Source organism: Gelidibacter salicanalis, from assembly GCF_016469035.1.
GTDB lineage: Bacteria > Bacteroidota > Bacteroidia > Flavobacteriales > Flavobacteriaceae > Gelidibacter > Gelidibacter salicanalis_A.
In genome coordinates this window covers 1-19,943 of sequence record NZ_JAEHJZ010000051.1, presented here as the reverse complement: position 1 = coordinate 19,943, position 19,943 = coordinate 1, and the positions used below count along the sequence as shown (strand labels likewise).

Here is a 19,943-nt window from a genome sequence, read left to right as displayed (position 1 = left end):
TGTTTTTGAAACCAATTTGACTTAGAGTGATTGGTCAAATTTAATTTAGAATAACTACTGTTTATCAGTCAGTTACAATCAAGTCTTTGTTCTTTTCCCGATAGCTATCGGGACTAGAAGCGCAGCGCCTGCCTGCCGGCGAGGCGGGATCTTAATTCTTTATCGGACACTGATGATTTCTAAATTTAAGCTCTAGCAAAACTGTTCTAGCTCCTTCAGACTGATTTTATTTTCGTAAATGGCTTTTCCGATAATCACGCCTTCACACCCCATTTCTTTAAGCTTTGGCAGTTCGTCAATATGAGAGATACCTCCAGACGCAATAAGTTTTATGGATTGATCTGTGCTGCTGTTAGTGCATTCCTGAATAATCTCTTTGTACAAATCGAATGACGGTCCTTCCAACATGCCATCTTTAGCGATGTCCGTACAGATCACGTATTGCACTTTACGGCGTTGGTAGTTTTTGATAAACGGAATCACTTCTAAACTGCTTTCCTCCTGCCAGCCGCTAATGGCAATTTTACCATTGTTGCAATCGGCTCCTAAAATTATTTTAGCTGAGCCATATTTTGACAACCACGATTCAAACGTTCTATGATCATTAACGGCTATACTCCCCCCTGTTACCTGTTTTGCACCAGAATTAAATGCAATATGCAAATCTTCATTAGATTTGAGTCCGCCGCCAAAATCAATCTTTAAACTCGTTTTCGAAGCAATTTGCTCCAATACTTTATAGTTTACGATATGTTGTGCCTTGGCGCCATCTAAATCTACTAAGTGCAAATATTCAATTCCAGAAGCTTCAAACTGTTTGGCAACTTCCAAAGGGTTTTCATTATAGATTTTTTTTGTATTATAATCTCCTTTAGTCAAGCGCACGCATTTTCCGTCTATAATATCTATTGCTGGTATTATTCTCATCTTATGATTTTAAAAAATTACTTAATATCTGAGCGCCTTCTGTACTGCTTTTTTCAGGGTGGAATTGCACACCATAAAAGTTATCTTTCTTCAGCGCCGAGCTATAATTCAGGTCGTACTGGGTTTGTGCAATGGTATGTTTACAAACTTCAGCATAATAACTGTGCACAAGGTACATATAAGCTTTATTTTTTATACCCTCAAAAAGCGCCGATTCGAGATTAAAAATGGTATTCCAACCCATTTGAGGCACTTTAACCTTATTTGAAAAACGTTTGACTACCACATCAAAAACCCCTAAACCCTGAGTGTTCCCTTCTTCGGTTTCTTTACACAGCAATTGCATTCCTAAACAAATCCCTAAAACAGGTTGTGTAAGCGTAGGAATTAAGGTAGCCAATCCTGAATTTTTAAGCATTTCCATCGCATTGCTTGCCTGACCAACGCCAGGAAAAATAACCTTATCCGCCGCTTTTATAACTTCTGGCTTATCACTTAACACGGGGTCATACCCCAACCGATTACAGGCAAATTGAACGCTTTTGGTGTTTCCGGCACCATAATCTATAATTACTATGTTCATTACGTAAATTTGAAAATTTTAAGAATTATCCCAAAACACTTTTTTAGAGTTTGGTAGTTCTAATTTGAAAATTGTTCTACAGGACCCCTTTCGTGGATGGAAGAATCATTTTTTCCATATCGCGCTTAATTGCCATTTTGATAGACTTGGCAAAGGCTTTAAAGATAGCTTCTATTTTATGGTGCTCATTCTCTCCCTCTGCTTTGATGTTTAAGTTACATTTTGCCCCATCTGTAAACGATTTGAAAAAATGAAAAAACATTTCCGTTGGCATCTTCCCTATCATTTCACGCTTAAACTCGGCCTCCCAAACCAACCAATTTCGTCCGCCAAAATCAATAGCGGCCTGTGCCAAACAATCGTCCATAGGCAAACAGAACCCGTAGCGTTCTACGCCTAATTTATTACCCAAAGCCTTTGCGAAAACTTCTCCTAGAGCAATCCCAGTATCCTCAATAGTATGGTGTTCATCCACCTCTAAGTCACCTTTTACTTTAATATCCAAATCTAATTGTCCGTGACGTGCAATCTGATCTAACATGTGATCAAAAAAAGCAATTCCTGTGTCAATATTACTCTTACCGATGCCATCGAGATTCAGCTGGATGGCGATTTTGGTTTCATTGGTGTTTCGTTCCAAACTCGCGGTACGATCTTCTGTTTTGAGAAACTTATAAATTGCTTCCCAATCTGTAGACACCAATGCAATATACTTACGTAATTCTTCTGTAGAGGGTTCATTTTCCGTGAGCACATTCATATAAATCCCTTTCGCTCCCAAGTTTTTGGCCAATTCAACATCTGTCAACCGATCTCCGATAACGAAGGAATTTTTCAAATCATAGGCCTCAGTAAAGTATTGATTTAACAATCCTGTTCTAGGTTTCCTCGTTGGTGCATTGTCCTCATCAAATGTCCGGTCAATGAATTGCTCTTTAAAATAAATTCCTTCAGATTGAAAGGTTTTCACCATAAAGTTGTGAACGGGCCAAAATGTATCTTCAGGAAACGAATTGGTTCCTAAACCATCTTGATTAGTGACCATTACGAGTTCATAATCCAACTCCCGTGCGATCTTTCCCAAATACTGAAACACTTTAGGATAAAACTGCAATTTGTCAAAACTGTCAATTTGATAATCTTTAGGTTCAGTAATAATGGTACCATCCCGATCTATAAATAAAATTTTTTTCTTCATACTGTTTATTCTTTATAAGGTCTGTAACCTCTCAATTAAACGCTTATTTTCCGCTTTAGTTCCTATGGTAAGTCGCAAACAATTCTCGCACAGTGGTTGGGTAGTTCGGTTGCGAATAACAATACCACTGTCAATCAATTGTTGATACCTTTTGTTGGCATCATCTACTTTAATCAGGATAAAATTAGCATCAGAGGGATAGATGTTCTCCACATAATCAACATCACCTAAAACTTTAACTAACGCATCCTTTTCTTCTATAAGACAAGATATTTGATATTTAACGAGTGAATGATTTCCTAATAGTTCAATAGCCTTTTGTTGGGTAAGCTCATTGATGTTATAAGGTGCCTTAATTTTGTTTAAGGTTGCAATTATTTCTACAGAAGCGAAACACATTCCGAGACGAATGCCAGCCATTCCGTAAGCTTTGGATAGTGTTTGGGTAACCACCAAATTTGGAAATTCCTGGAGTCGCGTCAGCCAGCTTTTCTCATTTGAAAAATCGATGTAAGCTTCATCAATCACCACAATTCCCTTAAAGCTATTTATCAATTTTTCTATAGTGGATGTGTCAAAATTGTTTCCGGTTGGATTGTTGGGAGAGCACAAAAATAGAATTTTACTGTTAGCATTTGCAGCTTTCAAAATTGTTTCCGTCTGCGGTTGAAAATGTTTTGCTGAAAGGTTCACTTTTAAAATTTCAACGGCATTAACATTGGCTAAAACTTCATACATACCATAGGTTGGAGGAAGTATGACAACATTGTCCTTAGTTGGTTCACAGAACATTCTAATCAGCAAATCCAACACTTCATCGCTTCCGTTTCCTAATAGTATGTTCTCTATCGGTACACTTTTCAATTCAGATAGCACAGATTTCAATTCACTTTGTTGTGGATCAGGATACCGATTAATGCCATTGTTAAATGGGTTCTCATTGGCATCGAGAAAAATCAAATCACCTTTTACTCCTTTATATTCATCTCTAGCGGATGAATAGGGTTTTAAAGTTTTTATTGTCGGTCTTATCAGGTGTTGTATGCTCATTTTACAAATCATTTAATCGGATGGTTACGGCATTTTTATGCGCTTGCAACCCTTCTGCTTCGGCCATAAGCTCAATGGTCTTTCCAATATTCTGCAACCCTTCTTTGGTGATTTTTTGAAACGTCATGCTTTTTGAAAAGCTATCCAAATTAACACCTGAATACGCTTTGCTGTAACCGTTTGTGGGAAGGGTGTGATTGGTGCCTGAAGCATAATCGCCGGCACTTTCTGGCGTATAATTACCCACAAATACAGACCCAGCGTTACTAATGCCCTCTAAAAAAAGAGCTTCGTTTTGCGAACATACAATAAAATGTTCTGGTCCATAAGCATTTATAAAGTCTAAAGCCTCTTGAGCGTCACTTATCAGGATTAATTTAGAATTATCAATCGCTTTTTGCGCCATAGATTTTCTAGGCAGTAGGGCCATTTGCTTGCTTATTTCTGTTTCAACATTAGTTAAGAATAGCTCTGAATTGGAAACTAAAATTACTTGGCTATCGGCGCCGTGTTCAGCTTGACTTAATAAATCAGAAGCCACATACGCTGCATTAGCGCTATCATCAGCCACAACTAAGAGTTCACTTGGACCTGCAGGCATATCGATAGCCACACCATACTTGGTAGCTAACTGCTTAGCCACGGTAACAAATTGGTTGCCTGGCCCAAAAACCTTATACACTTGAGAAATTGTTTCGGTACCAAAAGTAAGGGCTGCGATAGCTTGGATGCCCCCAACTTTGTAAATTTTAGTCACGCCACATAATTGTGCGGTATATAGGATTTCATTGGCAATTGCTCCATTTTTATTGGGTGGCGTACAGAGAATGATTTCTTTACATCCGGCAATTTGCGCAGGAACCGCAAGCATTAAAACAGTAGAGAATAATGGCGCTGTGCCCCCTGGAATATACAGACCAATTTTTTCTATTGGTCGTTTTTCTTGCCAGCAATTAACACCAGGCATTGTTTCTACTTCAATTTTGTCGGTTTTCTGAGCGGTATGAAATGTTTCGATATTCTGTTTTGCCATTTGAATGGCCTCTTTTAGTTCTTGAGGAACAGCTTTGGATGCATCACTCATTTCTGACTCCGTAATAGCCATCACTTTTGAATTGATACCGTCGAACAAAGCGGTATATTTTTGCACCGCTACATCTCCATTTCTACGAACATCATCAAAAATTTGAACCACAGTTTCTTCAATACTATCAACAGATTGGGTGGGTCTTTTTATCAACTCTGACCACGAGTTTCTATCTGGATTTTTTATGATTTGCATATTACTGATATTTAGCCCTTTTAAATCATCATTTGAAAGTCAAACTTTTAACTTTTTACAGATTTGTACAGAGCGCATTTTTAAAATTTAAACAACCATGTTTTCAATAGGACACACTAAAATCCCTTCAGCACCATTGGCTTTAAGATCATCAATAACATCCCAAAATTCATTTTTAGTAATCACAGAATGAATGGAGCTCCAACCCTCTTGCGCTAAAGGCAACACTGTTGGGCTTCTCATTCCGGGAAGCACGCTGATAATTTTATCAAGCTTATCATTAGGCGCATTTAAGAGGACATATTTTGACTGTCTGCCTTTTAAAACCGATTGAAACCTGAATTGCAAGCGTTTTAAAATGGCCTCATTCTCAATGGAAATTTTAGGTGAAGCTGCTAAAACAGCTTCAGATTTCAACAATACTTCAACCTCCTTTAAATTGTTTTTAAACAAGGTGCTCCCACTAGATACAATATCTACAATGGCATCTGCAAGACCGATATTTGGTGCAATTTCTACAGAACCGTTGATAATGTGTAACTGCGCTGTGATCTTGTTTTTATCTAGAAACTGATTTACTGTATTCGGGTAAGAGGTAGCAATGCGTTTCCCTTCCAAATCCTTGATGCCTTTATATTTGAAAGATTTTGGTACTGCAATGGAAACCTTACAGGTTGAAAAACCTAATTTTTCCACCACAGAAATGTCTGTACCTTTTTCTATTAGAATATTTTCTCCAATTATAGCGGCATCTACAACACCATCATGAAGATATTGTGGGATATCGCCATTGCGAAGATAAAACACTTCCAAAGGAAAGTTTTTGGCAGATGCTTTGAGTTGATCTTTGCCATTGTCTATTGAAATTCCCACATCGTTGAGAAGTTTCATGGAATCGTCGTGCAAACGACCCGATTTTTGTACTGCTATTTTTAATTTACTCATCGTAGTCCCCACGAAAGTGGGTATCTTTTTAATTAAACTTAAATTTTGCCTGAGTAAACCTGTTGGGTAAGATTTCTAAATGGATAGAAACAAAAAAACCGCTTGATTTACTCAAACGGTTTTAAAATATGTTGACTTTATTCAATACATCTTCAGTTCGCTTGAGTGCAAATATGATGATGATGGTGATGTGATTGAATAAATTTCATTGTTCTTCTTTTGTTTTACAAATGTCGTAAAATTAATTTTAAAATTCCAACTCCTGGCATGAAAAATTATAAAATAATTTACAGTGCCTAACAGATTAAGGTCTTAAGTTATTGATTTCCTAGGATAATAGGCAATCCAGAATCTCCTGAACCAATTACAATTACTTTACTATTACTAGACTCTGACAACTTAACTGTTGCTTCAATTCCTTTATCCTGAAGAATTTTATCCGTAAGAGAAGCGCTCAAGATTCTATTGGCATCTGCTTTACCTTGGGCTTCAATAATAACTTTCTCCGCTTCCTTTGCCGCGGTTACCAATCTAAATTCATATTCTAAAGATTCTTGTTCTTGTTTCAATTTACGCTCAATAGCGTCTTTAATTGTTGGTGGCAAGGTCACGTCACGCACCAAGATATCAATAAGTTGTATGTATTGATCATCAACATAGTTCTTAGTTTCTTCAAAAATCTCCGTCTGAATGGCGTCCCTTTTACTAGAATACAACTGCTCAGGCGTGTAACGACCTACAACGCTTCTTGCCGCAGATCTTACAGCAGGCAATAAAATACGCTCTTTGTACATTTCACTTTTTTCTTGGTGCAATTTTCCAAGATTTTCAAATTCAGGTTGGAACCAAATAGAGGCATCCAATTTAATATCCAATCCATTTGAAGACAAGGCACTCATTTTTTCGAAGATCTCTTGCTGTCTTACTTCGTAAATAAACACCTTATTCCAAGGTGCTACAACATGAAACCCTTCACCTAGTGCGGGTTCATCTGTAACCACACCGCCACCAAATGTTTTATATAAAACGCCCGCTTGTCCTGAATCAACGGTCACTGCTGATTTAGCGATGATGATAATTAAAATAATTGCACCAATAATGACAGGCAATGCGATTTTAGGTAATTTTTCCATAAATAATAAATAATTTGTTTTTAAATTAATCCGTTGTATTTCCTAATGAACCATTCCGAAGAAAGGCTTAACGCAATTATTGCGAGTAGAAATGTCCAATTAATCAAAGGTACAACTTTTTTAGTGCTTTTCTGGATAGTAGCGAACCTTTCGTCCTTTAAAAGCTGATCTATAATTATGCTACTATCATCAATAAAATAAGCGGTTCCTTGACTATTGTCAGCCAAATTTTGAAGTTTTGAAACATTTGCATTTAAAAACTGTTGCTCCACATTATACTCTAAAATTTTAAACGCTCCTGAACTTAAAAAATTCTCATTTTTAGTTTTTACCGTAAATACATAATCGCCCGCCTCCATACCACTCAAATCCACTTGATAATTGGTTTGTTTTAAAATAAACGGAAGCGCAAGCGATTGTTTGGTTGCTTTATTTGTGACCGTCATCTCAAGATTGGCTGCGCTATCAAATTCATAGTTTTTATTAAAAAACTGGGCTGTGATAACTATATTATCGTTCCCGTCATAAAATGACTCGTACGAGACGTTTAAACGGTTTCTTCGTTGGTTGGAATTTAAATATTGAATGATTTTACCAATGAAATTATCAAAATTGTGGAATGATTTATCATTTAAATAGCTCTGTGCTCTCCACCTCCAGATGCCTTCGCCGTTTAAAACCGCAGCGCGTTTCTGATTAACTTCGTACGTCAATAACAGCGGCTCTTGTAACTGAATACCATTTACAGTTTTGTATAGAATCGTTTCAATAGGCATCGAAAAAGCGGTGGGACCAAACTCTGTTTGCAATGGCGGGAAATCAGAAAAATTCAAATCGTCAACAATAAAAGGAGTGTAATTGGAATTTAAGGCAGACTGATAATATTCATACTGATTGGTAATGGTTTGCTGAAAATCAGATTGTAAATTATTCAGTTCAGGCCATTTTGTTTTCGTACCTAAAATCGTAAAAGTGTTGATTTTCAGATTTTCTAAAACACCATACACCTCTTTAAAGTTATTGTTTGGCTGATATAATATAGCTTGCTGAAAGTCAACGCTTAAATTTATAAATTCTGAAGGCTTAAGAATGGTCGCTTCGCGCTGTTCATTACTTTCAATGGCTTTTTTTAGGGCACCTAAATCTGGGTGCAGCATATCTGATATAATGGCGACATTGGTTTTTCGATCAATTACTTCTACCGCAAAATTCTTAACGTTGTTGATGGTGTTCTTTTCGTTGGAAAGAGGTGTTAACTCGGCTTTATAAGTATGCACGCCGGAACTGTTTGCTGGTAAACTAAGTGTGACTATTCTGCTAGATTGGTTTTGAGTAAAAGTCAAATTCTGCGAAAACACCGTAGTGTTTCCCGAAGTAATGGTTAACTGGGAATTGACGTCTTCTTTCCCATTGTAAACTGCAATGATTTCTAATGGAAAATTGTTTTTGAAATACGCGTATTTGTTGACGTTGAGTTGTTCAATTTTTAAGTCGGTATAGCGGGTAGTATCTCCTAGAATAATTGGGAAAATAGGTTGTCTGTATTTTTGAGTTGCATATTCATAGTCGTTACCGTAGGTCTGATTCCCATCCGTCACCATAATTAAAGGCGCTATTGAATTTCCATAAACCTGCGATAAGCGATCAAGAATAACGGTAGGATTTGTTTGCTTGTCATCAAACGTCAACTTTGACAGGGGATTCGCGTCCTTTCCAAAGCTATAAAACTCCACATTAAATTGATCATTAAGCTCTTCAGAAGCTTTTAGCAGTGCTACAAGATCAATAGTATTTTGGTGCTGGTCTAAAAACCTTATAGATTCTGAATTGTCTACCGCAACAACAAGATGAGGCTTTTCATTATAATAAGTCGTTTTATCAAACTTCGGATTGATCAATAGCAGAAATACCGCAAACAGTGTGGTAAAACGTAAAAATGTCAAAAGAAGCGTGACCTTCGTACGTTTCTTCGACTTGTACACATACTGAAAAAGCGCTAATGAAAGCGCTATAATTCCAGCTAATATAATGTATAGAAGTGTTTCTGTTTGCATTATAGAATTTACGACATACGAATTACAATCTACAAAAATTAAGATTCGCAACCATCATAATCCGTAAATCGAAAATATTAGGTCAGCATTCCGCCATCTACATTGATGGTCTGACCTGTAACATAGGCACTCAAATCACTCGCCAAGAACACACACACATTCGCAATATCTTCAGGGGTTCCACCACGTTTTAACGGAATGGCCTCTCTCCAGGATTTTACTGTGTTTTCATCTAATTTTGCAGTCATTTCTGTCTCGATAAATCCAGGGGCAATCACGTTACTTCTAATATTACGTGAGCCCAGCTCTAAGGCTACAGATTTAGAGAAACCAATAATTCCGGCTTTTGATGCGGCGTAATTGGCTTGTCCTGCATTGCCTTTAACACCAACTACAGAACTCATATTGATAATAGAGCCTTTCCGTTGCTTGAGCATGGTACGCTGTACAGCTTTAGTCATGTTGAAAACAGATTTAAGGTTGACTTCAATCACTTTGTCAAAATCGGCCTCACCCATTCTCATTAAAAGATTATCTTTTGTGATGCCGGCGTTATTCACCAATATATCAATGCTTCCAAATTCTGCAAGCACGTCTTCTGCCAATTTTTGTGCGGCGTCAAAATCAGCCGCGTTACTTTGATAGCCTTTTGCTTTGATGTCTAATTTGTTCAATTCCGCTTCAAGCGCATTTGCTGATTCTGCGGAAGAGCTGTATGTGAATGCAACATTGGCGCCGTGTTCAGCAAAAGCCTGAGCGATACCCTTTCCTATACCTCTACTTGCGCCGGTTATGATTGCTGTTTTTCCTTGTAATAATTTCATAGATATAAATTTAGTAGTGAATGCTGATGATCTTGAATGTTCACACCCTCACTCGGTTGATGATTCTCAATTCAAATATAAGGATTAGATGCTGTACCAAATAAAAAAACCCCACAAAAATGTGAGGTTCTTTAAAATTTATAGGTGGTAATTATGCCATAACTTCGGCTACTTTTTTACCAATTTCAGCAGGAGAATCCACAACGTGAATTCCGCAAGCTCTCATAATCTCTTTTTTAGCCTGAGCAGTATCATCACTTCCACCAACAATAGCTCCAGCGTGACCCATTGTACGTCCTGCAGGCGCAGTTTCGCCAGCAATAAAACCAATAATTGGTTTTTTACTTCCACTTGCTTTATACCAATGAGCAGCATCAGCTTCCAATTGTCCGCCAATTTCACCAATCATTACCACACATTCAGTTTCTGGATCGTTGATCAATAACTCAACAGCTTCTTTAGTTGTGGTTCCAATAATTGGATCTCCACCAATACCGATAGCCGTTGTAATACCAAGACCTTGTTTTACAACTTGGTCAGCCGCTTCATAGGTTAATGTTCCCGATTTAGAAACAATACCTACAGTCCCTTTCTTGAAAACGAAACCTGGCATAATACCAACTTTAGCTTCTCCTGGAGTGATAACCCCTGGACAGTTTGGACCAATTAAACGACAGTCTTTATTTTTAATATAATTTGACGCCTTAATCATATCAGCTACAGGAATTCCTTCAGTGATACAAATAATGACTTTAATACCAGCATCTGCAGCTTCCATAATAGCATCTGCAGCAAAAGCTGGTGGTACAAAAATAATAGACGTATCTGCTTTTGCTTCTTTTACTGCGTCTTCAACAGTATTGAAAACAGGTCTGTCCAAATGGGTTTGTCCCCCTTTACCTGGCGTAACACCACCAACCACATTTGTTCCATATTCTATCATTTGTTCAGCGTGAAAAGTTCCTTCACTGCCTGTAAAACCTTGAACAATTATCTTTGAATCTTTATTTACTAAAACGCTCATTTATATTATTTTTTAAATTTTAAGACTTCGCAAAAGTAATCTATTTGACAGCACTTAGGAAGTCTTTGTTAAACTTTTATTTCTGAAAATGATTTGTAACTTTCTAAATTGTCATCAGCTATCTGACTTATTTCATAGCCCCTGTAAAGTTTGTCATCTTTTAGTTCCCAAATGCTAATAAAGTTAGCCAAAGCTTGCTCGTTTTCAGGGTCTTCAATAGTGTTTACGAATAGCGTATATCTTACAGTGACATGATTTCCATCTTCCAATAAATGGCTTATTTGAACTCTAACACAATCATAGGCTGTGTTAATATGCTTAAAAAACTGGATAATGTCGTCATAATCCTTAACATTGTAGCCCGTTGAACTGTTCCAATGCAATTGACATTCTTTGTGGAAATATTTAGGGACTAGCTCAATACCATTTGCTAAATTGGACTCATAAAACGATTTGACAATTTCTTTTGCAGACATTATTTGTTCTTTAATTGTTCAATGATTTCTGGTATTCTCTTAATATAGATCTTGTCTTTTAATTCGGCTTTCGCTTCTTGTGCCGGTCTGCCCCAATAGGTTTTACCGCCTTCTAAGGACTTACTGATTCCTGCCTGCGCATGGACAATTGCTTTGCTACCAATGGTGATGCCGCTGGTGCTCCCCACTTGCCCCCATATGGTTACTTCGTCTTCAATAATCACACAACCAGCAATTCCCGCTTGAGAGGCAATCAAACATTTTTTACCAATAACGGTATCATGTCCAATTTGAATTTGGTTATCAAGCTTGGAACCTTCACCAATAATGGTGTCTCCCGTAACACCTCTGTCAATGGTGCAGAGCGCACCAATATGAACATTGTCTTTGACAACCACCCGACCTCCAGATATCAATTGATCAAATCCTTCAGGACGTTTTTTATAATAGAATGCACTTGCTCCTAGAACTGTACCTGCGTGAATGGTGACATTGTCACCAATAATGGTATCATCATAAATAATAACATTAGGATGGATTAGACAATTCTCACCGATGACAACGTTGTGTCCGATGAAACAATTTGGTTGAATGATGGTGTTTTTTCCGATTGTAGCAGAATCAGCAATACTTTGATTGGCGCTTTTAAAAGGTTTGAAATGTTGGGTCAGTTTATTAAAATCCCTGAACGGATCGTCACTAATCAATAAAGCCTTGCCTTCAGGACAATCCACTTCTTTATTGATCAACACAATAGTGGCCGCCGATTTTAACGCTTTGTCGTAATATTTTGGATGGTCTACAAACACAATGTCTCCAGGTTCCACCACATGGATTTCATTCATACCCAAAACAGGAAAATTATCATCTCCAACATAGGTGGTGTTGATAATTTCGGCAATTTGTTTTAAGGTATGGGGTTGTGGGAATTTCATTTGATGTACTTGGTGTATTATTGAGTTGATGAGTTTATGAGTTTAGGGGGTTTAGGTGTTTAGAGGGCGAGAAGGATGATTAAATTTAAATTTTTCTAAACTTCTAAACTTCTAAACTTCTAAACTTTTAAACTTTATAAACTTTATAAACTTTCCTAAACTTCTAAACTTCTAAACTTCTAAACTTTATATGACTTCCAAACTTTTCACAACCTACTCCTTAACCCGCTCTTTATAAGTTCCTTTTTCAGTTTCTACTCTAATCTTGTCTCCCTCATTAATAAACAAAGGCACGTTTACTTCTGCTCCAGTTTCAACGGTTGCTGGTTTTGTAGCGTTCGTAGCTGTGTTTCCTTTAAGGCCAGGTTCAGTAGCCGTCACTTCTAGGGTTACCGTAGCAGGCAAGTCCACTGAAAGCGGCATATTGTCTTCAGTATTAATTTGTATGGTCACCACTTCACCTTCTTTCATCAATTCCGCTCTGTCTAATGAGGCTTCCAACAACCTAATTTGGGTATAATCTTCTTGGTTCATGAAATGGTAAAATTCGCCATCATGGTACAAAAATTGAAATTTATGGGTTTCAACGCGTACTTCATCAATTTTATGTCCTGCAGAAAACGTATTGTCCAAAACTTTACCGTTGGTGACACTTTTCATTTTGGTTCTTACAAACGCTGGACCTTTGCCTGGTTTTACGTGCAAAAATTCGGTGATTTTATAAATATCATTATTGTACTTAATGCACATTCCATTTCTTATGTCTGATGTAGTTGCCATTTTAAATTGTGTTTGTTGTTATGCTTATTTATTTAATAGGTATTTAATTAGACTTGAAGTAGCCCTTCATAATACCTCTATGGGAATTTTTTATGAATTGTAAGATTTCATCGCGTTCAGGAGTTGCCTCCATCTCAGCTTCTATAATTTCTGAAGCTTGGGTGTTGTTGTAATTTTTTTGATAAAGAATGCGATAGATATCTTGAACCTCTCTAATCTTGTCTGCAGAAAATCCGCGTCTTCTTAAGCCAACAGAATTAATTCCTACATAAGAAAGTGGCTCTCGTGCCGCCTTAACAAAGGGAGGCACATCTTTACGCACCAAAGATCCTCCTGTAACAAACGCATGGTTACCAATAGAACAAAACTGATGCACTGCAACCATTCCTGCCAAAACTACATAATCTCCCACAGTAATATGACCTGCTAGGGTACTACTATTGGAGAAAATACAATTATTACCCACAATACAATCGTGTGCAATATGACAATAGGCCATGATAAGGCAATTGTCTCCAATGATCGTTTTCATTCTGTCAGAAGTGCCTCTATTGATAGTGACACATTCTCTAATGGTCACATTATTACCAATTACAGTAGTGGTATCTTCGTCATTAAATTTTAAATCTTGGGGAACAGCTGAAATCACAGCTCCAGGAAAAATATTACAATTTTTCCCAATGCGAGCACCTTCCATAATAGTCACGTTACTCCCTATCCATGTACCTTCTCCAATCACCACATTATTGTGTATGGTTGTAAAAGGATCAATTACAACATTCTTGGCTATTTTAGCTCCAGGGTGCACATATGCGAGTGGCTGGTTCATTTAATTTCTTTTATTTGTTTAATGACCTCAAAAACAACCTCACAATTAGCCTGTTTTGAGCCCTTAAATGATTAATCTTATTTAACTTTTGAAATTTGTGCCATCAACTCTGCTTCTGCACAAAGTTTTCCATTGGCATAGGCATAACCTTGCATGTGGCAAATACCTCGTCGGATAGGTGTAATTAAATCACATTTAAAAATCAAAGTGTCACCTGGTACAACCTTTTGCTTAAATTTCACCTTATCGATCTTCATAAAAAAGGTCAAGTAGTTTTCTGGATCAGGAACGGTACTTAACACTAGAATACCACCTGTTTGTGCCATGGCTTCAACAATTAAAACCCCTGGCATTACAGGAGCTCCTGGAAAATGACCCGCAAAAAACGGCTCATTCATCGTCACATTCTTCATACCAATAACGCCCGTATCCGTCAATTCAAAGATTTTATCAATCAACAAAAACGGTTGTCTGTGCGGCAACATGTCCATGATTTGATTGATATCCATCAACGGCTCCTGATTCAAGTCGATAACAGGAACATTGCTCCTTCTTTCGGTTTTAATCATTTTAGCCATTTTTTTAGCAAACTGAGTATTGATAAAATGCCCAGGTTTATTGGCAATAACTTTCCCTTTTAACCGGATACCAATCAGTGCCAAATCGCCTATAACATCTAATAGTTTATGACGTGCCGCCTCGTTTGGATAATGCAAGGTGAGGTTGTCTAAAATGCCATTGGGTTTGACGGCTATAGAATCTTTTTTAAAAGCTACCTTTAGCTTTTCCATTGTTTCTGGAGATAATTCTTTATCAACATACACTATGGCGTTGTTTAAATCTCCTCCTTTTATTAGGCCATGCTCCAGAAGCATTTCAATTTCGTGCAAGAAACTAAAGGTTCTTGAATCTGATATATCTTCTTTAAAGTCTAGGATCGTATTTAAGGTCGCGTTTTGGGTGCCTAAAACTTTAGTGCCAAAATCAACCATAGTGGTCACTTGGTATTCTTTTGCGGGCATCACAATAATCTCACTTCCTGAATTTTCATCTATATAGGACACTACATCCGTCACCACATATTCTTCGCGAAATTCATCTTGTTCTTCAACACCTGCTTTTTCAAGAGCCTCAACAAAAAACTTAGAAGATCCGTCCATAATAGGAGGTTCTGAAGCGTTTAATTCTATCAACACATTATCAAGATCCATTCCTACCAGAGCTGCCAAAACATGCTCTGAGGTTTGTATCACTACACCGTCTTTCTCTAGGCACGTGCCGCGTTGTGTGTTGGTAACAAAAGTAGCATCGGCCTCAATAATTGGCGTGCCTTCAAGATCTAACCGTTTAAATGAAAAACCAGAATTAACCGGTGCTGGTGAAAACGTCATGGTTACATCATTACCGGTATGCAACCCAACACCCTTAAGAGATACGCTCTCCTGAATGGTTTTCTGCTTGATGTTTGTCTTAACTATTCCCATTTACTTTTTTATCAATGTCATTAAATTCTTTCATGATTTTAGGCAGATTTTTAAAATATACATAAGATTTATTAAAATCTGCATACGAAAACGCCGGAGACCCTTGGATGGCTTCATCATCTTTTACATTTTTGCCTACCCCTGACTGCGCTTGTATTTTTACATTGTTACCAATTACAATATGCCCTGCAATTCCAACTTGACCGCCAATAATACAGTTTTCTCCAATTTTAGAAGAGCCAGCAACGCCTGTTTGCGCTGCAATTACGGTGTTTTTACCTATCTCAACATTATGGGCTATCTGGATTTGATTGTCGAGTTTTACTCCTCTTCTTATAATTGTTGATCCCAATGTGGCTCTATCAATAGTAGTAGCCGCCCCAATATCAACAAAGTCCTCTAAAATGACATTTCCTGTTTGAGGAACTTTTGTGTATTCACCGTTTTCGTCTGGTGCAAAACCAAACCCGTCCGCTCCAAGAATTACTCCGGAGTTAATGACACAATTGTTTCCAATAATACAATCATAATAAACCCTAGCCCCAGCAAACACTATGGTATTGTCACCAATTTTAACGTTGTCTCCAATGTAGGAATTAGGGAAAATCTTTACGTTGTTCCCAAGTTTTACATTGTCACCAATATAGGTAAATGCTCCTATATACACGTCGTCACCATAGGTGGCAGTATCAGCGATAAAAGACGGTTGTTCAATACCAAATTTATTGAGTTTTGCTTGATTGTAATACGCTAACAATTTTGAAAATGATTTATAGGCATCTTCAACTTTTATAAGGGTGGTACTTAAAGCGTGTTCGGCTTCAAAAGTCTTACTTACTATAGTTATGGACGCTTTTGTAGAATAGATATACGGTTTGTACTTAGGATTGGCCAAAAAAGTCAATGAGCCTTCAGTACCCTCTTCTATCTTTGAAAGTTTAGAGACCTCAACATCAGGATTACCTACGATATCGCCATCTAAAATTTCCGCTATTTGTAATGCTGTAAATTTCATGAATCGCAAAAATAGAAAAAATGTCCCATATATTCTTGTTTGTTGTAGAGTTGTTTATAATGGAGTTATCAACGGCTGTAAAATTGCAATATGCCAAAAAAACCTTCAAAAATTGACACTTCAGGAAATTGTCTCTGGCTTTGGATAACAGATATAGTATTTAGTTACTGGTTTTGAGAGTGCTTTCAAATTTAATTGATCAGATGCCTTTACGATATCCTGAATTTTTCCGGACTTGTGCAAAATATTTATATTTTGAGATTTGAGCTGATAGGCCTGATTTGTAATTTGACCCGTAAACACAAAATAACCAGCTTCTTCAGCAGTAATATTATAACGCTTCATCAAGATGTCTTTATGTGCTTTAACGCTCTCAATCTTGCGCTTCTTATCCTTTAACTTTACTTTGAGAAGATCTCTATTGATAATCATATCACATAAATTCTTCAATACAAAATCGTCATGGTATTGCCATTCTTTCATGGCAGACACAATATCATAATCGTCCAAATGGGCAAAAACCTCTAAAGTTTCATCATTAAAATTACTACTGTTGGTTTCATTCATCAAAAAATACGTCAATGCCCTGCTCGATTTTAAGTAAACGCCTCTATTGGTCAGTTCCTTTGCCCGTTTTAAAACCCGCATCAGCAACTGTTCAGCCACCACGCTGGTTTTGTGCAAATACACTTGCCAATACATCAGTCTTCTTGCCACCAGAAATTTTTCTACACTGTAAATTCCTTTCTCTTCTACCACCAATTCATCGTCAACCACGTTAAGCATGGTAATTAAACGTTCAGCATTGATATTGCCTTCCGCAACACCGGTGTAAAAACTATCCCGTTTTAAATAATCGGCTCTATCCATATCGAGCTGACTCGAAATGAGTTGACACATAAAGTGTCTGTGGTATTCTCCCTTAAAAATTTGAATGGCCAGAGTTAAACTTCCGTTAAATTCAGCATTCAAGCGTTCCATAAACAAGAGAGAAATAGCTTCATGTGATATGCCTGTTACGATACTATGTTCCATGGCGTGACTGAAAGGTCCGTGCCCAATATCATGTAATAAAATGGCAATCAACAATCCGTTTTCTTCATCATTAGAAATTTCAACCCCCTTAAAACGAAGCACGTGGATGGCTTTTTGCATTAAATGCATACTTCCCATAGCGTGGTGAAACCTTGTATGGTGTGCCCCCGGATAAACCAAATAAGACAAGCCCATTTGAGAAATGCGTCGGAGTCTTTGGAAGTATTTATGGGCAATCAAATCGAAGATTAACGAATTCGGTATGGTAATAAATCCGTAAATTGGGTCGTTAAATATTTTGAGTTTGTTTACTTTATTCAAACTTGAGAATTTAAACATTAATTATAAACAAATATACATGAACCATATAAATATTCTTTGGGTTGACGACGAAATTGATTTGCTAAAACCTCATATCCTGTTTTTAGAAAAAAAGAACTACAAGGTCACCACCTGCAAAAGCGGCACCGAGGCTTTGGAGATTATTGATGACACTAACTTTGACATTGTTTTTTTAGATGAAAACATGCCCGGATTGACAGGTTTGGAAACGTTAAATGAGATTAAGGAACGTCGCGCCAATCTTCCCGTGGTGATGATTACCAAAAGTGAAGAGGAATACATTATGGAAGAAGCCATAGGCAACAAGATTGCTGATTACCTCATTAAACCCGTTAATCCCAATCAAATTTTATTGAGCTTAAAAAAGAATTTGGATCATTCAAGATTGGTTTCAGAAAAGACAACCTCCAATTATCAGCAGGAATTTAGAAAGATAGCCATGGACATGTCTATGGTGAATAGCTACGAGGAATGGGCAGATTTATATCAAAAATTGATTTATTGGGAATTGCAGTTAGAAGATATTGAAGATGTGGGGATGACTGAAATTTTAGAATCCCAAAAAACAGAAGCGAATGCCCAATTTGGGAAATTCATTGAAAAAAATTACACCAATTGGTTTGGAGATAATGCCGATGCACCAACCATGTCGCACAATTTGTTTAAAAACAAAATAGCGCCTGAGCTCACTGATAAACAGCCTACACTATTAATTGTCATAGATAACTTACGATACGATCAATGGAAGGCTTTTGAACCCATTGTGAGCAATTATTACAAAAAAACCTCAGAGAGTTCCTTTTATAGTATCCTCCCAACGGCGACGCAATACGCTAGGAATGCTATTTTTTCTGGCTTGATGCCCAGTGAAATGGAAAAACGCCATCCCGAATATTGGAAGAATGATGTGGACGATGGTGGTAAAAACCTTTTTGAAGCAGAATTTCTTGAGGCACAAATGAAGCGTTTAGGGCTTCAGAATCTGAAAACAGAATATCATAAAATTACAAATCTCCAATCGGGAAAAAAATTACTCGAAAACTTCAAGTCTTTAAAAACCAATGATTTATCTGTAATAGTTTATAATTTTGTAGACATGCTCTCGCACTCTAAAACAGAAATGGAAGTAGTTAAAGAGCTAGCGTCTAATGACAAGGCCTACCGTTCGCTCACCCTAAGCTGGTTTAAAAACTCACCATTATTAGAAATGATTCAAAAAGCGCAGCACATGGGCTTTAAATTAATTCTGACTACAGATCATGGCACGATTAACGTTAACAATCCGTCAAAAGTGATTGGAGACCGGGAAACGAGTTTGAATTTACGTTACAAAACAGGGAGAAGCCTAACCTATGAAGCTAAAGACGTATTTGTTATTAAAGACCCGAAAGACATTCATTTACCAACGATAACCATGAGTAGCTCCTTCATTTTTGCAAAAGGCGATATGTTTTTGGCGTACCCAAATAATTACAACCATTACGTCAGCTATTTTAGAAATACCTATCAACATGGTGGTGTTTCATTAGAAGAAATGATTATTCCGTTTGTAGTTCTTAATCCAAAATAAATCCACTATGGACTGGAAGTCTATGGTTTGAAAATAGCTTGTCATTCCGAATGAGGAAAGAAGAGGAATCATATTATCATGAGATTTCTCGGCACTCGTTCCTTACTCTGTCGAAATGACAACATACCCTTAACAGTTTGTCATTCCGAATGAGGCACGAAGAGGAATCATATTATCATGAGATTTCTCGTCACTCATTCCTTGCTCTGTCGAAATGACAACATACCCTTAACAGTTTGTCATTCCGAATGAGGCAGGAAGAGGACTCATATTATCATGAGATTTCTCGGCACTCGTTCCTCGCTCTGTCGAAATGACAAAACACCCTTAAAAATTTATAGAAACTAAAGTAACTGCAATGAATCCCGATAGCTATCGGGAGCAGGGTTTTAATCTTTAACTAGGGCTTGCTGATTTTCGACCTCAGACCTCCTTATGTGTTGATAATCAATAATAT

General features: G+C 37.3%; 18 protein-coding genes. 1 reads left to right on the top strand and 17 read right to left on the bottom strand.

Annotated features, from left to right (window positions below; translation table 11 throughout):
• Positions 1–192: 192 nt before the first annotated feature.
• The 17 genes from hisA to JEM65_RS18665 form a co-directional block, all read right to left on the bottom strand.
• Positions 193–927, bottom strand: coding sequence for a 1-(5-phosphoribosyl)-5-[(5-phosphoribosylamino)methylideneamino]imidazole-4-carboxamide isomerase (gene hisA, locus JEM65_RS18745; protein WP_199602927.1), 735 nt, complete (start codon positions 925–927; stop codon positions 193–195).
• A gap of 1 nt (position 928) precedes the next feature.
• Entirely contained in the window at positions 929–1,510 is a 582-nt protein-coding gene (gene hisH, locus JEM65_RS18740) for an imidazole glycerol phosphate synthase subunit HisH (RefSeq protein ID WP_199602926.1), read from the bottom strand.
• A 76-nt stretch (positions 1,511–1,586) separates the two neighbouring features.
• Positions 1,587–2,708 (bottom strand): bifunctional histidinol-phosphatase/imidazoleglycerol-phosphate dehydratase HisB, encoded by a 1,122-nt coding sequence (gene hisB, locus JEM65_RS18735; protein WP_199602925.1) that lies wholly within the window; start codon positions 2,706–2,708, stop codon positions 1,587–1,589.
• Positions 2,709–2,720: 12 nt separating this feature from the next.
• Positions 2,721–3,758, bottom strand: coding sequence for a histidinol-phosphate transaminase (gene hisC, locus JEM65_RS18730; protein WP_199602924.1), 1,038 nt, complete (start codon positions 3,756–3,758; stop codon positions 2,721–2,723).
• 1 nt (position 3,759) lies between these two features.
• Complete coding sequence (gene hisD, locus JEM65_RS18725) at positions 3,760–5,040, bottom strand: histidinol dehydrogenase (RefSeq protein WP_199602923.1); 1,281 nt, start codon at positions 5,038–5,040, stop codon at positions 3,760–3,762.
• 87 nt (positions 5,041–5,127) lie between these two features.
• Positions 5,128–5,985, bottom strand: coding sequence for an ATP phosphoribosyltransferase (hisG, locus tag JEM65_RS18720; RefSeq protein WP_199602922.1), 858 nt, complete (start codon positions 5,983–5,985; stop codon positions 5,128–5,130).
• 317 nt (positions 5,986–6,302) lie between these two features.
• Complete coding sequence (locus JEM65_RS18715; RefSeq protein ID WP_199602920.1) at positions 6,303–7,118, bottom strand: prohibitin family protein; 816 nt, start codon at positions 7,116–7,118, stop codon at positions 6,303–6,305.
• Between the two features lie 20 nt (positions 7,119–7,138).
• Entirely contained in the window at positions 7,139–9,172 is a 2,034-nt protein-coding gene (locus tag JEM65_RS18710; protein WP_199602918.1) for a VWA domain-containing protein, read from the bottom strand.
• A gap of 77 nt (positions 9,173–9,249) precedes the next feature.
• Positions 9,250–9,996 carry a 3-oxoacyl-[acyl-carrier-protein] reductase gene (gene fabG, locus JEM65_RS18705; RefSeq protein WP_199602916.1) on the bottom strand — a complete coding sequence of 249 codons (747 nt, stop codon included), beginning with the start codon at positions 9,994–9,996 and terminating at the stop codon, positions 9,250–9,252.
• 151 nt (positions 9,997–10,147) lie between these two features.
• On the bottom strand, positions 10,148–11,020 hold the full coding sequence (gene sucD / locus JEM65_RS18700) for a succinate--CoA ligase subunit alpha (protein WP_199602914.1): 873 nt from the start codon (positions 11,018–11,020) through the stop codon (positions 10,148–10,150).
• 68 nt (positions 11,021–11,088) lie between these two features.
• Entirely contained in the window at positions 11,089–11,496 is a 408-nt protein-coding gene (locus JEM65_RS18695) for a nuclear transport factor 2 family protein (RefSeq protein ID WP_199602912.1), read from the bottom strand.
• On the bottom strand, positions 11,496–12,431 hold the full coding sequence (locus JEM65_RS18690) for a UDP-3-O-(3-hydroxymyristoyl)glucosamine N-acyltransferase (RefSeq protein WP_199602910.1): 936 nt from the start codon (positions 12,429–12,431) through the stop codon (positions 11,496–11,498). The genes JEM65_RS18695 and JEM65_RS18690 overlap by 1 nt, the downstream gene beginning before the upstream one ends.
• Before the next feature lie 213 nt (positions 12,432–12,644).
• The gene (gene efp, locus JEM65_RS18685) at positions 12,645–13,211 is read right to left on the bottom strand and encodes an elongation factor P (RefSeq protein WP_199602908.1); all 567 of its coding nucleotides are present in this window, start codon (positions 13,209–13,211) and stop codon (positions 12,645–12,647) included.
• Positions 13,212–13,254: 43 nt separating this feature from the next.
• Complete coding sequence (gene lpxA / locus JEM65_RS18680) at positions 13,255–14,040, bottom strand: acyl-ACP--UDP-N-acetylglucosamine O-acyltransferase (protein ID WP_199602906.1); 786 nt, start codon at positions 14,038–14,040, stop codon at positions 13,255–13,257.
• A 77-nt stretch (positions 14,041–14,117) separates the two neighbouring features.
• Positions 14,118–15,524 carry a bifunctional UDP-3-O-[3-hydroxymyristoyl] N-acetylglucosamine deacetylase/3-hydroxyacyl-ACP dehydratase gene (locus JEM65_RS18675; RefSeq protein ID WP_199602904.1) on the bottom strand — a complete coding sequence of 469 codons (1,407 nt, stop codon included), beginning with the start codon at positions 15,522–15,524 and terminating at the stop codon, positions 14,118–14,120.
• Complete coding sequence (gene lpxD, locus JEM65_RS18670; protein WP_199602902.1) at positions 15,511–16,539, bottom strand: UDP-3-O-(3-hydroxymyristoyl)glucosamine N-acyltransferase; 1,029 nt, start codon at positions 16,537–16,539, stop codon at positions 15,511–15,513. Before lpxD ends, JEM65_RS18675 begins: the two co-directional genes overlap by 14 nt.
• A gap of 120 nt (positions 16,540–16,659) precedes the next feature.
• Positions 16,660–17,895 carry an HD domain-containing protein gene (locus JEM65_RS18665; protein WP_199602900.1) on the bottom strand — a complete coding sequence of 412 codons (1,236 nt, stop codon included), beginning with the start codon at positions 17,893–17,895 and terminating at the stop codon, positions 16,660–16,662.
• Between the two features lie 37 nt (positions 17,896–17,932).
• Here JEM65_RS18665 and JEM65_RS18660 point away from each other — a divergent pair, with 37 nt between their 5' ends.
• Positions 17,933–19,486 (top strand): response regulator, encoded by a 1,554-nt coding sequence (locus tag JEM65_RS18660; RefSeq protein WP_199602898.1) that lies wholly within the window; start codon positions 17,933–17,935, stop codon positions 19,484–19,486.
• The last annotated feature ends 457 nt before the right edge of the window (positions 19,487–19,943 follow it).